Here is a 14,598-nt window from a genome sequence, read left to right as displayed (position 1 = left end):
AGGTCCATTACCCATATAAAAAGGGGAGCTGAAATTCATCAACTCCCCCATATTGATTGAAAAAGTTCTTTGACTTATTATGGATGTTGCCAACCAGCAACTTTAGAAACCGTTCTCGGGATATCTACATTGTCCATTTTCTGATGGAATGCTTCCGCACCCACTCCAATCGCATACACTGGGATATAGGCTGCCGAATGGCTACCTGATGCCCAACTAATCGATGACGCTTTGTTCAAGGCCTTGATCGCTAACGATGCGATTTTATCGTTGGTGGCATACAGACTTTTGCTGGTTTCATTTTTATGCTCTATAAAGCTTTTTTCGTAAGCTTCATGAAGATCTTCATTATCGTCTTCACTTACCTTGATTGCTTTCCACAATCCTAGGTGTTGACCCAAAAATTCTTTAAGTTGATCCCAAGATGCATTCGCATTCTTGGACCTGAATTCATTGATGGCAGCTGAAAGTGCTTCTTGAGAAATCTTTTGGTTTTCTAGGTTTTTCAAACGAAGGGTAGAGCTTCCGTTTCCAACCCCGATACCGCCGGTCTCATGATCCGCCGTAACGATGATCAAGGTTTCTTCTGGATGTTTTTGGTAGAATTCAAAGGCTTTTTGAACTGCATTGTTGAAATCCCAAACTTCATGTACAGCAGTAGCTCCGTCATTGGAATGGCATGCCCAGTCAATTTTTCCCCCTTCAACCATCAGGAAGAAACCTTTGTCTCCTTGGCTTAAGGATTCGATCGCTGCTGAAGTGATTTCTGCTAGGTTCAAATCTCCTGGTTTTTGATCGATCGCATATTTCAAGGAAACATTGTCCGTTCCTTTTTTGTTCATTAAGATCAGTTTATCTGATTTATTGGCTTTCTTATAGTCGTCCAAACCATAAAGCAATTTATAACCTGCTTTTTCCAGTTGAGGGAAAATAGAAGCGACCTCTTCTTTTTTAGCATTAGTTGTTGGTTTTAGAAACCCTGATCCAGCAAAGAAGTCAAATTTAGATTTAATGATATCCAAGCCAATTTCATAATACATATCGCGATCGGGTTGGTTGGCAAAGAAAGAAGCCGGTGTGGCGTGGTCGATACTTACTGAAGTCGTAATTCCAACCTTCATTCCTTTTTCTTTCGCCAAGTAGGCAATGCTTTTATAGGACTTCACACCTGCACTGTCCATAGCGATAACACCGTTCTTAGTCTTGTAACCAACAGCCAATGCTGTACCGCCAGCACCAGAATCTGTTACTCCATGAGATAAGGAATGGGATGTTGCGAACGTGGCAAATGGAAATTGACTGAAAACAGTAGGGGAAACTGAATTTTTACCTGCAAGAGAACTTTTGTATACTTCTGCTGCCTGTACCTGGTTCAAACCCATACCATCTCCAATCATAAAGAAAATGTATTTCGGTTGTTTCTGTGCAAAACTTGAGCCTACAAATAAGAATAAGGCGAGGAATAAATTGAAAAATTTAATGTTCATACCAAATGGATTAATTTATACAAAACTAAGGTTCTCATATTAAGATAATGTTAATTGGCAAAAACAGCTTGTTGCAAACAAAATGTTACACGGATTGTTTCTTCAATTGTACTTATAAACACAGGTTATGGAAAACAATTTATTAGAGCTTGCTCAGCAATACTTCAATGAGCACACTTATAGTACTCTTGCCTCCGAGGAAAACATTTCTCCAGATCAGGCAAAAACAGGAATCGAAACTGTAATTCCTTCCTTATTCTTAGGTTTCCAACGCAAAGCCGGACACGGCCTAGGAAGCCTCCTAGAAACATTGAAATCAAATTTTTCTGGATTTAATTTTTCAGATGTATTGAGGTTTAGCCCTCCTGTACAGGATGTGCCTCAAGATGGGGATACCACGAGAACCGTTTTAAGCTCCCTTTTCGGGAACACTTTTGACCAGGTAATACCCAATACTGCGAATTTTTTAGGGTTGAATACCAACACATTGATTCGCCTATTCTCCGCAGCGATTCCAGCTGTGGTTGGTGCCTTGACCAGCAATGGCCAACGCTGGGATACTACTTCCATCGAAGCCGACTTGAACAACAATCGTTCAAACTTCCTGAAGGCACTTCCAGCTGGTCTGCCGTTGAATATTTTAGGTGAAGAACCAAAAGGACCAACCATCGTAACAGAAGAAGAAGTGGTAGAAGTGGACCCAATTGTTGATCCAGCAAGGGATGTTCTTGTCGAAGATCCAATCGTGCCTACCTCCAGGGTCCGTCGCGAGGAACCACCTGCTGCGCTTCCTCCAGCAGATGAAGACCGTAAGAAAGGCGCAGGCCTGTGGTGGATACTCCTTCCGATTATCCTTCTTTTATTATGGTTCTTTTTCGGAAAGGGTTGTAACCGTGAAGAGGCTCCGGTATCGGATGCCCATGTGGATTCCTTGATTACTGATTCAGTAGTTAACCAAGACACGACGATGACACCAGCTGAAGTAGTGAGGGAAAGTATTATGGTGACTTTGCCAAATAATACCGAACTCAATGCCTATAAAGGTGGTATTGAAGACCAATTGGTTCAGTTCCTGAACTCAGACTATAAGAGCCTTTCGGATGAGGAATTAAAAGACCGCTGGTTTGATTTCGATAATTTAAATTTCGAAACTGGAACAGCAAATATCCTCCCGGAAAGTCAGGTTCAGCTTGACAATCTGGTGGCCATCCTGAATGCATACCCAGATGCTAAGGTTAAGCTTGGTGGATATACCGATAAGACTGGTGATGAAGCCATCAATAAAAAACTGTCAAATGACCGTGCAATCGCAGTAAAGAATGCTTTTGATGCAAAAGGGGTCGGTAATCGAGTAATGGCAACTGAGGGATATGGTTCCCAATTTGCTAAATACCCTGCTGATGCCCCTGAATCAGACCGCGTGAAAGATAGAAGAGTTGCGATAAGCGTCAGAAAATAATAATTGAAAACCAAAATGGAGCAGCCCAAATTATCTTGGGCTGCTTTTTTTATTGTCAATCCTATTGTTATTTTTGCCTTATGCTTACAGAGAAACAACAAGACATGATCAAGGGAGATTTCGAAAAGTACTTTAAGGATTTGAAATCCAAAAGGAAGGCCCTAGATTTTGAACTCTTTGGTGATTACGCAGCTTCCATCCTCAACTTTTATATCGGTAGTTCATTATTGAACATCCATGAAAAGGAGGAAGGAGCTCTCTTTTTAATTCGTCTTTTTAATGCTGGATTAGGAAACGTAATCAGTGCTGCAGATCAACAAGAAATTGCTAAGGTTATCCAGCAGGACCCAACCTTAAATTACGCCATTATACAACCAGTATTTGATCTTTAACCCTCCTGAATGGTCCACTTTAATTTCGAAGTGTCATAACCACAAGCTTCTGCATATTTCAGGTAAGCGGCTTCCCGTTCTGGCCTGATTGTTTTTGTTCTGGAAAGGATCCACATATAATCCAGGTTGTCGCCAAAGACTAAGGCATCTTCATAGTTTTCATCCAATTGGACAATATGGTAACCAGAATAAAAAGGACCGAAAAAAGAAACTTTAAGGGAACCTTCATTGACATCACCTGCATACTTGGCCTTTCCAATACTGGTTTTTGTTTTTCCATTCACTGTGCTCACGCCTTCATTTTTCACCCTGACCGATCCATCATCGTTCAGGCTATATTCGGCACTCACATTTTTCAGGTCTTTCTCCCAAAAAAAGTCTAAACGAGCGATCTCGTACCATTTCCCTAAATATCGTTGCAAGTCAAAATCTTGAACAGACTCGGCATTGGATTTAATGGGTTTCAAGTAGTTATAGATTACAGAACCTAGGGCTACTGCTGTCAGGGTTATTAGGGTTTTCTTTTTGTCCATCGTAAATATTTTATAGGAAAACAGGTTAAACCACCTAAATGTTTAAAGAGATTCCTAGTTTTGCATAAAATTAAAGAATTGTATTCAAGAGAAGAAGCTAAGAAAATAAAGGAGTCTTTTTGGACCAGTTTTGGGCAGTACATGGCCCCAATCCCGAGTGAGGACGGTGAAAAGGTAACATGGGTAAATTACAAAACCGGAATTCGGCACCTGTTCTTTAGGATGGAAGCAACCAATAAGGTGGCCCAGATAGGAATTGAAATAGCCAATCCTGATGCCGGGATCCGTGACTTGCTCTTCGAACAATTTAAGGAATACGCGAAGATTTTGGAAGCCGAAATAGGGGAAGAATGGATATGGGACGATTCCTTTTATGATGAATATGGGAAACACACTGCCCGTATCTACATCGAGATCCGTGGTTTGAGCGTCTTTAATAAAGAAGATTGGCCCGCGCTCATATCATTCTTTAAACCCCGGATTATCGCTCTTGATAGCTTCTGGTCGACAGCTAAATATGGATTTGAACTTTTTAAATAATTAGGAATATGAAACTAGTAGGTAGAATTCTAGTATTTTTTATGCTATTAACGCAATCCCAACATGTATTGGCATGGGGGATGACTGGACATCGCGTGATTTCTGAAATCGCGGAACAACATCTTACGAAAAAAGCGAAACGAAACATTGAGAAACTGATCGGCCATCAAAAGATTGCTTATTGGTCCAACTGGGCAGATTTCATCAAATCCTCGCCAGACTCCGTTCTCCTGAAGACTGGATCTTGGCATTTCTTGAATACCCCAGGGAACCTGACCCACGAGCAATTTTTAGTGGAACTTCAAAATTCACCGGAACAAAACCTTTACAAGGCTTACCAAAGAGTTAAAAAAGAGGTTGCCAACAGAGATTTGTCCATCGAACAAAGGCAGCAAGCTTTTTATTTTATGGTCCATTTATTAGGGGATGCCCATCAACCCATGCATGTGAGTAGGGCAGAAGACCTGGGTGGAAATAAAATTGCCGTTACTTTCTTTGGTAGGGGATCGAATATACACCGCGTATGGGATAGTGACTTGGTCGATAATGAAAAATGGTCTTATAGCGAATATGCCCGTGTATTGGATTATGAAAAGTACTTCTATAACCAATACACAAATTCAACTTTTGAAGATTGGTTGTATGAATCACATCAATTGGCCAACATTATTTATGACGATGTTGCCAAAAACAACAAGCTATCCTATGACTATATCTTCAGGTTCAAAGATCCAATGGAAAACGCTTTGTTGAAAGCAGGTTTAAGACTTGCTAAAGAGTTGAACGAAGTGTTTGGCTAAGATCCCCGCCGTTCATTTGAACAAACAGGAACATATTAAAATAAAAGAACAGGTATCTGGATTTCAGGTACCTGTTCTTTTTTAATCCACCCTACCCAATACGATATAATACTTTAATTACTAGGTAATTGGATGTTAAAATTTGTATATTTGATTGAAAACCAATTGTTAAATTTTCTAATCCCTCACGCGTATGATGGAGATTCAGATTAACTTCTATAACTTTTTCTATCTCATAGCTGGATTAAGTGTCCTTTTCAAATTGATCCTAATTGCCAGCAATATTGTTCAGAAAGATTGGTCTGCTTTGAAAGCTAACTTGATAATTCTATCGATCATGTTGATCCTGATCGCCATTATCATTTATTATTTCAAAGTCTATATGTTCAATTAATTGTTCAACGTCCAATCAAAGTAACTACCGGTTGCAACAAGTAGGTTGTTTTCGATATTGAAATTGAAATCAAGATAATCATTGCTGCAACTCCCCATATCCGAACAGCAAAACTTTCGGTCAATGTCAAATTGCATCCGAAAGGTACCCTTATTTTTTTCGGTATCATATTTAAAGCTTGAAACCTGTATGTTCCCCACTTCCGGACTGCCATCTTTATCGCCTAAAACATCAAAGATAAACCAGCTTAATTTATCCAGTTCTTCTTTTGATATATGGTCCAATAAGCTCGAAGGATTTCCTGCGAAGCTTTCCAGTTGCTCAGGGTTTATTTCAGTTTCAAATCTATATTCTTTCGTTTCCATAGGATAATATTTTTTCAATTTGTCTTGCATCCGGAAAATGTCTTTCCAAAATTCCAGCCTGCAATTTATTTTTTCCAGCTAATCCTATCAAAGCCTTTGCCAATAAATATTCATTGCACCTCAGGTCCAATTCTATGTTGGATTTATTATAGGTTAAGGTATTTCCTGAATTGACAAAATAGCGCTTGGGAAGTTTTTTAAATTCTATGTCTTCCAGAAGGTAATCCAATATCTCCTCCCATTTCCCGATCATCGTCTTGATGACTTGTTCAAACATATATTGTCGTAGCTGTTTTTCAAGTCTTTCTTGGTTTTTGCTCTTAAATAGAGACTTGGAATAATAGATGATATTGTTTTTTAGATAAGGTTTAGACTGTCCATTGGTCAGAGGTCTTACAGGATAGTCTTTGGAGAATAGTTTTAGGGTAAAGAATTCCATTTCTTCATCTGCCATGGATTTCTTCTGTTCTTTCTTGGCAAATCGCTTCACATAAGCTGTCAGTTCCTGGATAGAAAGATCTGCAGGGGCATAGATTACCGGTAAATCTTCCGTATTAAAATCTATGCTGATCCCTTTTTTATCGCTGCTGACCAATAAATAATCGATGTTTTCTACCTGAATTATCATTTCGGCCAATTTAGCAATTCCATTGTGTTAAATTAAAATCAATTAAATATATAAAAATAGTTACTTTCTGTTTTTTCCTAGAATCGCTATGTTTGCATAGGAACTATCTCTTAGTTCTAAAACAAAATAGGTTAATTATGAAACAATACGTATTAATGGCAGCATTATTTGCTAGTTCAGCTTATGTTTACGGGCAAGAACATCAAGCAATCAATGTTTCCTACATGGACAAATCCGTTCGTCCTCAAGATGATTTCTACAATTACGTCAATGGTAATTGGATGAAAACTGTAGAAATTCCTTCTGATAAGGCTCGTTGGGGTTCTTTTGATCAACTAAGAGAAAACACGGATGAAGCGGCCTTGAAAATCCTTAAAGAATCTTTGAACACTAAATTCGAAAAAGGAACCGATGGGCAAAAGATCGCTGATCTATATAAATCTTATGTAGACTTTGATACCCGTAACAAGTTGGGGATAGCACCTATCCAACAACAATTGAAGGATATCGACCAAGTGAAGAACCTGAAAGGTCTTTACGATTACTTCGTTAAATACGGAGCTATCGGTGGTAACCCTTTCTTCGGTGCCTATGTTTATGCCCACATGAAAAACAGTAACATGAATGCTGTTTATTTAGGTGGTGGCGGATTAGGTCTTGGCCGTACTTATTACCAAAAAGAAGATGCCAAAAATACAGAGACTTTAGGAAACTACAACCAATATATCAACGCCTTATATGGCAAGGTTGATCCGAAGACCAGAGACCTGAAAGGTCCTAAAGTAATTGAATTTGAGAAATTGATCGCTTCAAACCTGAAAACAGTAGAAGAGATGCGTGATGCTCAGAAACGTTACAATCCTGTAGCGGTGAAAGACTTGAATAAAATGGTAAAGAACATGGATGTGGCAAAATACATCCAGACCCTTGGATTCAAAGCTGATACCGTAATCATTGGTGAACTTAACTATTACCAAAACCTAGATAAGATCGTTAATGAGGAAAATTTACCGGTAATCAAGGAATACTTGAAATTCCATGTAATGGATGATGCTACTGGTTATTTGACAGAAGAATTAGATCAGTTGTCTTTTGATTTCTATGGGAGGAAACTAAGAGGTCAGAAAGAACAACGTTCGCTGGACAAAAGAGGATTGGAATTTGTCAATGGCAATGCTGGTGAATTGTTAGGAAAGCTGTACGTTAAAGAAAATTTCCCTGCTGAAGCGAAGGCTGCCTGTGAAGAATTGGTGCAGTACTTGATCAAATCTTTCAATGTACACATCAAAGATCTAGCTTGGATGTCGCCTACGACCAAAGAAAAAGCATTGGAGAAACTTTCTAAGTTTACCGTGAAGATCGGATATCCTGATAAATGGAAAGACTATTCAAGTCTTCAGGTTGGTACTTCCTTGATCGAAAACGTAAATAATGTACGTCGTTGGTCATTTGAAGAAAACCTTGCTAAACAAGGAAAACCTGTTGACAAATCTGAATGGGGAATGACACCTCAAACCGTTAATGCTTACTACAGTCCATTGTTCAATGAGATTGTATTCCCAGCAGCTATCTTACAACCTCCATTCTATGATTACAAAGCTGATCCAGGAGTGAACTTTGGTGGTATCGGTGCAGTAATCGGTCATGAGTTATCTCATGGTTTTGATGATTCAGGTTCACAGTACGATGGAAATGGTAACTTGAACAACTGGTGGACTGATGATGACAGAACTAAATTTGAAGCAGCTGCTGATGCTTTAGTTGCACAGTTTGAAGCATACGAGCCAGTACCAGGGGTATTTGTAAACGGAAGGTTCACCTTAGGTGAAAATATCGGTGACCTAGGTGGTTCTTCTGTTGCTTTTGATGCATTGCAAATGTACCTGAAAGACAAAGGAAACCCAGGATTGATCGATGGTTTCACACAAGATCAACGTTTCTTCCTGTCATGGGCAACAATCTGGCGTACTAAAACGACAGATGAGTTTGTGGTAAACCAAGTGAAAACTGACCCACACTCTCCAGCTCAATACCGTGCGACAGGTCCGATCATCAATTTAGATGCGTTCCACAAAGCATTCGAAACCAAAGAGGGTGACAAACTGTACATCCCTAAAGATAAACGTATCGTTATCTGGTAAACAGATCCTGATATAAAATGGAAACAGGAGTAACCGAAAGGTTGCTCCTGTTTTTTGTTTTGAGAGGTTGGGGGTGGATAGGATATGGCAGTTGGTTTTGAACCAGGATGGAAAGGATGTGAGGATAGACCAAGAACTGGGAATTAACCAGGATACCCTTCGCCGCCGCTCAGGGTACAGGATGAGAGGATAGACCAAGATTTGAAATAGCCTCACCTGTTGGGATTGCGGAGCGCAAAAAAATGTCCCTTTCCGGTGTCAACCTGACGAAGGAAGGGTCTCGAAATATTACAGACCTAATCAATTTAAATAATATGGATTTTTTTGGCGTACGGTTTCTTAACCTTCGGTTAAGAATGACAAGATCTAGAGGAGGAGAACCGAACAGATTCTTCACTGATCGTTCAGAATCAAAATGTGACCTAGAGGGATTCAGAGTGAAACTCAGAATCTAGTTTTTAGGATCACTGTCATCGAAATCGTAAGATGAGAAAACTAATTTCTTTGATTTATGTCCATTCAGAAAGATTTATTGAAAAATATTTCACCCCCTCTGGGGGTTCTCACCATTAACAAACATTCACCTTCCGGAGGAGGCCCTTTAGCCTCCGGCTCATTTCCAATGGCGGAAAAATGGAAAGAATGCCGTTGCCCTGCGCGATGGGATTGCTAAAATAATTGAACCCTTCTAGGGTTCTTTTTATTGCAAGAATTTGGCATTGGCAGTGGGTAAAGGAACATTTCACCTTCCGGAGGAAGCCTTTTAGCCTCCGGCTCATTTCCAATGGCGGAAAAATGGAAAGAATGCCGTTGCCCTGTGCGATGGGATTGCTAAAATAATTGAACCCTTCTAGGGTTCTTTTTATTGCAAGAATTTGGCATTGGCAGTGGGTAAAGGAACATTTCACCTTCCGGAGGAAGCCCTTTAGCCTCCGGCTCATTTCCAATGGCGGAAAAATGGAAAGAATGCCGTTGCCCTGTGCGATGGGATTGCTAAAATAATTGAACCCTTCTAGGGTTCTTTTTATTGCAAGAATTTGGCATTGGCAGTGGGTAAAGGAACATTTCACCTTCCGGAGGAAGCCCTTTAGCCCCCGGCTCATTTCCAATGGCGGAAAAATGGAAAGAATGCCGTTGCCCTGTGCGATGGGATTACTAAAATAATTGAACCCTTCTAGGGTTCTCTTTATTGCAAGAATTCTTCATTTCGAAATCGTAAGATGAGAAAACTATTTCAAGTTAAGTATGGATAGTTCCGAGACCCTTCGGCAAGCCCTCAGGGTGACACAGAAAGGTATAGAAAAACATTTCACCCCCGGTGGGGGTTCTCACCATTAACAAACATTCACCTTCCGGAGGAAGCCCTTTAGCCCCCGGCTCATTTCCAATGGCGGAAAAATGGAAAGAATGCCGTTGCCCTGTGCGATGGGATTGGCCTTGGAATGCTTTCAAAAGATCATCCCTTTTGATGGGAGGATCTTTTGAAAGATATTCCCGACAACAAGGCATTCTTGTCCATGTGTAGTGGATGGTGCGAAAAGCCATCTTAAATGAGCCGAAGCCTTTACGGATTCGAGTAGTTTTTGGTATCCGTGAGCTCCTTCGTCGGTTTGGTTACTTTTGGGCTTCAAAAGTAACGAAGAAATTTGCAGAAAAATATCTCACCCCTTCCAATTGTTTCTCAAAACATTCATCCATCCTTCCGGAGGAAGCTCTTTATCCCCCCGGTTCATTCCTTTGCTGGAGAGATGGACATCATCCGTACATCTGGCCACAAAAAAAGCCACAATCAATGTGGCTCTCCATAGTGGTAATATTTTCGAATATTAAACTGTTGTATCGTCAATACTTGCGTCAGGAGCGTTTTCTTGGATTGATTTGATGCCGTTGCTGCGGCCAGCTTCGCTTTCGTACATTTCGCTAGTTCCGATGATCTGACCGTTGGCAGCTTTTAGGTTGAAGTAAAACTTACCGTTCTTTGCTGTTAACTTGTCAAATTTTGAACTGTCTTGTGAATTTTTCTTAACGGACTGTATCCCGTTTTCACAAGCAGCTTTTGTGGTATAACCTTCACTGCTTAGGATGACCTGTCCATTTGCAGCTTTTAGGTTGAACTGGAATTCCCCATTCTTCCTAGTTGAAATTACAAACTTTCCCATAGTTTAAAATATTTAGTTATTTACTAATTTACTAATTTCCAATAAATTCCAAACCCTCAAAAACCATAATATTATTTAGGCAATTATTCTGCCATCCAAATAGTACCAAGTCCCCTGCAGTTTTTGGAACCTGGATTTTTCACGGTGCAGCCGTTTTTCACCGAAGGGATCCACATAAATGGCCCTAAATTCTACTGTGTTTTCAGTGGCTTTTATGATTTCCAATCCTTCCCATTTATTCTCTTTGCTCCACTGTTCAATTTCGGACTTTTTCTGGAACCTTCTGCTGTTGGGGTGGAAGGAATTATACAGAAAATCGACCAAGGATAGGCAGAAAGCACTATATCTTGCCCGCATCAGCTGCTCGGCAGATTCGGCATTTTTTAGGTCAAGATGTACAATTTTGCAACAATCTTCATAATTATTTCCAGAACCACAATAACAATTCATGTTCATATTCAAGGGATTAAGATTTTCTTCTTTTTTAGGAACCAATGTTGGTCTAAAACTTGTTTACCGAATATACAGATGTTTCGTTTGTCACAGAAATATCTATATAAGGAATGTTACAAACTATTAATGAAGAATCGCCGTTATAATGGCAAACAATAACCCCTAAATGACAACATTGAAGAATGAATTAGTAGGCACATGGCAACTACTATCCTATATAGAAGTACCTATTAAAGGTGCAGATTCAATATTCCCGATGGGCCAATCTCCAAAGGGATTATTAATGTATGGAGCTGATGGCTTTATGTCAGTCCAGATATCAAGTTCAGAGCGCAGTCAATATGCCTCTGATGACCGCTATTTAGCGAACGAAAAGGAAATCCAAGAACAGGTCAAAGGTTTTATCGCTTTTGCCGGTTCATATAAGATCGACAATAACAATGCTATTGTTCAATATTCCATTACAACATCTTCATTCCCGAATTGGGAAGGTCAATTCCAGGAACGCAAGATCGATTTTGAAGGTGATATCCTGTACCTGAAATCCGTTGAACCAATTCTTTCAGACGGTATCATGGTCAATAGCTATATGACTTGGCAACGCATAGAAAAAGCTGAGTTTGTTTCAAGACGTGAAAAATTCATCGAATACACAAAGCCAAAAGTTGTAAACCCATAAGGAGAGAGCCGCAGTACCAAAGGTCTTGTATGGAAGGGCATATCAGATACGCCCAACCATACAAAATTCTTTTTCCCTCAACAGGATTATAGAATGTAATTAACTCCACATTATTTTAACAGTAATATCCGATATTTCCGTTCTGGTGTCTGATGTCTCTTGTCTGAAGTCTATCTTTAAGTGAAATATTTTTTACATTAAGATGTATCTGATATTTTTTCAAAATTCCGTACCTTTGTGCCATCAATTCAAGATATGAGTGACGCTATAAAACACGAGTGCGGTATCGCACTAATCCGACTACTAAAACCCCTATCTTATTATCAAGAAAAATACGGTACGCCCTATTACGGCATCAACAAATTGTACCTTCTTATGGAGAAGCAGCACAATAGAGGCCAAGATGGAGCGGGTATTGCGACGATTAAATTCGACGTCAAGCCTGGTAACCGTTATATTTCGAGGTACAGGGCCATGGGGTCTTCGGCAGTTGCCGAAATCTTCGAATACGTTCAGAAGAAGTTCGCTGCGGTTAACAAAGCTTATCCTGAGGAATCCAAGGATACCCAATGGTTGAAAGACAATGTGAGCTTCACGGGCGAAGTGTTATTAGGCCATTTGCGTTACGGCACACATGGTAAAAACAGTATTGAAAGCTGTCATCCATTCCTTAGACAGAATAACTGGATGTCCAGAAATCTCGTTGTAGCAGGTAACTTCAACATGACCAATGTGGATGAACTGTTGCAGCAACTGTACGATCTCGGACAGCACCCTAAGGAACAAGCGGATACGGTTACGGTACTGGAAAAAATCGGTCACTTCCTAGATGAAGAAAACCAAAAGCTTTTCGATAAATTCAAGCAGGACGGTTTTTCCAATATTGAGATTTCCGCCCAGATTGCGAAAAACATCGATGTTGCCAAGATATTGACCCGTTCAGCAAAGACTTGGGATGGTGGCTATACCATCGCCGGTATTTTCGGTCATGGAGATGCTTTCGTTATGCGTGATCCTGCAGGTATCCGCCCAGCATTCTACTACCAAGACGATGAAGTGTTGGTCGTGGCTTCGGAAAGACCAGTAATACAAACAGCTTTCAACATTCCATTGACTGCTGTCAAAGAGATCAAACCAGGCCATGCCTTGATCGCTAAAAAAGATGGAACGGTAACTGAAGAAATGTTCAGACAACCGGTAGAACAGATGTCCTGTTCCTTTGAGAGAATCTATTTCTCCAGAGGGTCAGATGCTGATATCTACCAAGAACGTAAATCCCTTGGTAAATTATTGATCCCCCAAGTATTGAAGGGTATCAACAACGATATCAAGAATACGGTATTCTCTTTCATCCCGAATACTGCCGAAGTATCTTACTACGGTATGATGGAAGGAATCAACCAACATGTCAGAGATTGCCAGAAAGAGGCCCTTTTGAACCGCACGGATAAAATCTCGGATGAAGAATTGAATGAAGTATTGGATCTAAAACCTCGTTTCGAGAAATTGAACGTGAAAGATGCCAAACTCCGCACCTTTATCACGCAAGATGCTGACCGTCAAGATATGGTACAACATGTCTACGATACAACTTACGGTATCGTAAATGACCATGAAGATACCATCGTTGCCATCGATGACTCTATCGTTAGGGGAACGACCTTAAAGCAGAGTATCCTAACCATTCTGGACCGTCTACATCCTAAAAAGATCGTAATCGTTTCTTCAGCGCCTCAAATCCGTTATCCGGACTGTTATGGTATCGATATGTCCAGGATGTCAGAGTTCGTTGCATTTGAGGCAGCAATCGCCTTATTGCGCAAGAATGGATTGGCCCACATCATTGATGAGGTCTATCAAAAATGTTTGGCTTCAACGACCATGCCGAAAGATCAGGTTGAAAACTATGTAAAGGCAATCTATGAGCCGTTTACCGATGATCAGATCTCGCAAGAGATCTCCAGGATCGTGAAACCTCATAACCTGAACGCAGAGTTGGAAGTAATTTTCCAAACGTTGGATAACTTGCATATTGCCTGTCCAAACCACAAAGGTGATTGGTACTTCTCTGGTAACTATCCTACTCCGGGAGGTAACAAGGTTGTAAACCGTGCCTTCATGAACTGGATGGAAGGTAAGAACTTAAGAGCATACTTCAGCAGCTAGTCTGGATTATAGAAATATTAAGATTTAAAGGTCATGATTTTATCATGGCCTTTTTCGTGCCTATTATCTTGACCTCAGTTTGACCTTGTTCGAGACACATTCGGAAAATTGAAAATATGTTAGGGATCAATTCCCAATTCAATCCAGTAAATTCCCGAATGATTCTCGAATATGTCTCGAATAAGGTAGGTCTTTTAGCTAAAATCCTGTCCAAAAAATTGGCCTTTTGATAGGTTGATTTTGAATTCAAGATATTATTGAAATTCCTTGTTGGTGGGGGAATGTTTTGTTTGCCAAAAAAGAACGTATAGTTTCAATTCGAAGCTAGCAAATTTTGCCGTTATTCCATATTTCTAAATATGTAATCAAAAAAAAGATCATGAACCCCAGTTTCAATAACCG

14 protein-coding genes are annotated in these 14,598 nt (G+C 40.1%); 8 read left to right on the top strand and 6 right to left on the bottom strand.

Annotated features, from left to right (window positions below):
* Positions 1-77: 77 nt before the first annotated feature.
* Entirely contained in the window at positions 78-1,487 is a 1,410-nt protein-coding gene (locus NMK93_RS13780) for an alkaline phosphatase (RefSeq protein ID WP_254527907.1), read from the bottom strand.
* A gap of 127 nt (positions 1,488-1,614) precedes the next feature.
* Between NMK93_RS13780 and NMK93_RS13775 the strand changes: the two genes are divergently transcribed.
* Together NMK93_RS13775 and NMK93_RS13770 are read left to right on the top strand one after the other, a co-directional pair.
* Complete coding sequence (locus tag NMK93_RS13775; protein WP_185217474.1) at positions 1,615-2,946, top strand: OmpA family protein; 1,332 nt, start codon at positions 1,615-1,617, stop codon at positions 2,944-2,946.
* An 80-nt stretch (positions 2,947-3,026) separates the two neighbouring features.
* Positions 3,027-3,338: a hypothetical protein gene (locus NMK93_RS13770; RefSeq protein ID WP_185214260.1), complete on the top strand. Its 312-nt coding sequence runs from the start codon at positions 3,027-3,029 to the stop codon at positions 3,336-3,338.
* Here NMK93_RS13770 and NMK93_RS13765 read toward each other — a convergent pair.
* A complete protein-coding gene (locus NMK93_RS13765; protein ID WP_185214261.1) occupies positions 3,335-3,871 on the bottom strand; it encodes a lipocalin family protein in 537 nt (178 codons plus the stop codon). The two genes, NMK93_RS13770 and NMK93_RS13765, sit on opposite strands and share 4 nt — an antisense overlap.
* Before the next feature lie 78 nt (positions 3,872-3,949).
* On the opposite strand from NMK93_RS13765, the gene NMK93_RS13760 reads away from it, so the two are divergent.
* The 3 genes from NMK93_RS13760 to NMK93_RS13750 all read left to right on the top strand — a co-directional run bounded on the left by NMK93_RS13760 (position 3,950) and on the right by NMK93_RS13750 (position 5,605).
* Positions 3,950-4,411, top strand: coding sequence for a DUF4268 domain-containing protein (locus NMK93_RS13760; RefSeq protein WP_185214262.1), 462 nt, complete (start codon positions 3,950-3,952; stop codon positions 4,409-4,411).
* A gap of 8 nt (positions 4,412-4,419) precedes the next feature.
* Positions 4,420-5,211 (top strand): S1/P1 nuclease, encoded by a 792-nt coding sequence (locus tag NMK93_RS13755; protein WP_185214263.1) that lies wholly within the window; start codon positions 4,420-4,422, stop codon positions 5,209-5,211.
* A 193-nt stretch (positions 5,212-5,404) separates the two neighbouring features.
* Entirely contained in the window at positions 5,405-5,605 is a 201-nt protein-coding gene (locus NMK93_RS13750) for a hypothetical protein (RefSeq protein WP_254527905.1), read from the top strand.
* On the opposite strand, the gene NMK93_RS13745 is transcribed toward NMK93_RS13750, so the two are convergent.
* Entirely contained in the window at positions 5,602-5,970 is a 369-nt protein-coding gene (locus NMK93_RS13745; protein ID WP_185214265.1) for a hypothetical protein, read from the bottom strand. The genes NMK93_RS13750 and NMK93_RS13745 overlap by 4 nt on opposite strands.
* Complete coding sequence (locus NMK93_RS13740; RefSeq protein WP_254527903.1) at positions 5,951-6,598, bottom strand: hypothetical protein; 648 nt, start codon at positions 6,596-6,598, stop codon at positions 5,951-5,953. The genes NMK93_RS13745 and NMK93_RS13740 overlap by 20 nt, the downstream gene beginning before the upstream one ends.
* A 137-nt stretch (positions 6,599-6,735) precedes the next feature.
* On the opposite strand from NMK93_RS13740, the gene NMK93_RS13735 reads away from it, so the two are divergent.
* Positions 6,736-8,739, top strand: a complete 2,004-nt coding sequence (locus NMK93_RS13735; RefSeq protein ID WP_254527901.1) for a M13 family metallopeptidase — start codon at positions 6,736-6,738, stop codon at positions 8,737-8,739.
* Positions 8,740-10,565: 1,826 nt separating this feature from the next.
* On the opposite strand, the gene NMK93_RS13730 is transcribed toward NMK93_RS13735, so the two are convergent.
* On the bottom strand, positions 10,566-10,898 hold the full coding sequence (locus tag NMK93_RS13730) for a YegP family protein (RefSeq protein ID WP_185214268.1): 333 nt from the start codon (positions 10,896-10,898) through the stop codon (positions 10,566-10,568).
* A 75-nt stretch (positions 10,899-10,973) separates the two neighbouring features.
* Complete coding sequence (locus tag NMK93_RS13725) at positions 10,974-11,354, bottom strand: YchJ family protein (protein WP_254527899.1); 381 nt, start codon at positions 11,352-11,354, stop codon at positions 10,974-10,976.
* Positions 11,355-11,517: 163 nt separating this feature from the next.
* On the opposite strand from NMK93_RS13725, the gene NMK93_RS13720 reads away from it, so the two are divergent.
* Complete coding sequence (locus tag NMK93_RS13720) at positions 11,518-12,030, top strand: lipocalin-like domain-containing protein (protein ID WP_185214270.1); 513 nt, start codon at positions 11,518-11,520, stop codon at positions 12,028-12,030.
* A 255-nt stretch (positions 12,031-12,285) separates the two neighbouring features.
* The gene (locus NMK93_RS13715; RefSeq protein WP_254527895.1) at positions 12,286-14,196 is read left to right on the top strand and encodes a class II glutamine amidotransferase; all 1,911 of its coding nucleotides are present in this window, start codon (positions 12,286-12,288) and stop codon (positions 14,194-14,196) included.
* Positions 14,197-14,598: the final 402 nt, after the last annotated feature.

The organism is Sphingobacterium sp. LZ7M1, from assembly GCF_024296865.1.
Taxonomy (GTDB): domain Bacteria; phylum Bacteroidota; class Bacteroidia; order Sphingobacteriales; family Sphingobacteriaceae; genus Sphingobacterium.
Note: the sequence above shows the minus strand (reverse complement) of the source record. Positions and strands in the feature narration are given on the sequence as shown.

Coding starts and splice junctions, on each gene's coding strand:
- NMK93_RS13780 (WP_254527907.1), bottom strand. CDS start 1,487: ATGAACATTAAATTTTTCAATTTATTCCTCGCCTTATTCTTATTTGTA.
- NMK93_RS13775 (WP_185217474.1), top strand. CDS start 1,615: ATGGAAAACAATTTATTAGAGCTTGCTCAGCAATACTTCAATGAGCAC.
- NMK93_RS13770 (WP_185214260.1), top strand. CDS start 3,027: ATGCTTACAGAGAAACAACAAGACATGATCAAGGGAGATTTCGAAAAG.
- NMK93_RS13765 (WP_185214261.1), bottom strand. CDS start 3,871: ATGGACAAAAAGAAAACCCTAATAACCCTGACAGCAGTAGCCCTAGGT.
- NMK93_RS13755 (WP_185214263.1), top strand. CDS start 4,420: ATGAAACTAGTAGGTAGAATTCTAGTATTTTTTATGCTATTAACGCAA.
- NMK93_RS13750 (WP_254527905.1), top strand. CDS start 5,405: ATGATGGAGATTCAGATTAACTTCTATAACTTTTTCTATCTCATAGCT.
- NMK93_RS13745 (WP_185214265.1), bottom strand. CDS start 5,970: ATGGAAACGAAAGAATATAGATTTGAAACTGAAATAAACCCTGAGCAA.
- NMK93_RS13740 (WP_254527903.1), bottom strand. CDS start 6,598: ATGATAATTCAGGTAGAAAACATCGATTATTTATTGGTCAGCAGCGAT.
- NMK93_RS13735 (WP_254527901.1), top strand. CDS start 6,736: ATGAAACAATACGTATTAATGGCAGCATTATTTGCTAGTTCAGCTTAT.
- NMK93_RS13730 (WP_185214268.1), bottom strand. CDS start 10,898: ATGGGAAAGTTTGTAATTTCAACTAGGAAGAATGGGGAATTCCAGTTC.
- NMK93_RS13725 (WP_254527899.1), bottom strand. CDS start 11,354: ATGAACATGAATTGTTATTGTGGTTCTGGAAATAATTATGAAGATTGT.
- NMK93_RS13720 (WP_185214270.1), top strand. CDS start 11,518: ATGACAACATTGAAGAATGAATTAGTAGGCACATGGCAACTACTATCC.
- NMK93_RS13715 (WP_254527895.1), top strand. CDS start 12,286: ATGAGTGACGCTATAAAACACGAGTGCGGTATCGCACTAATCCGACTA.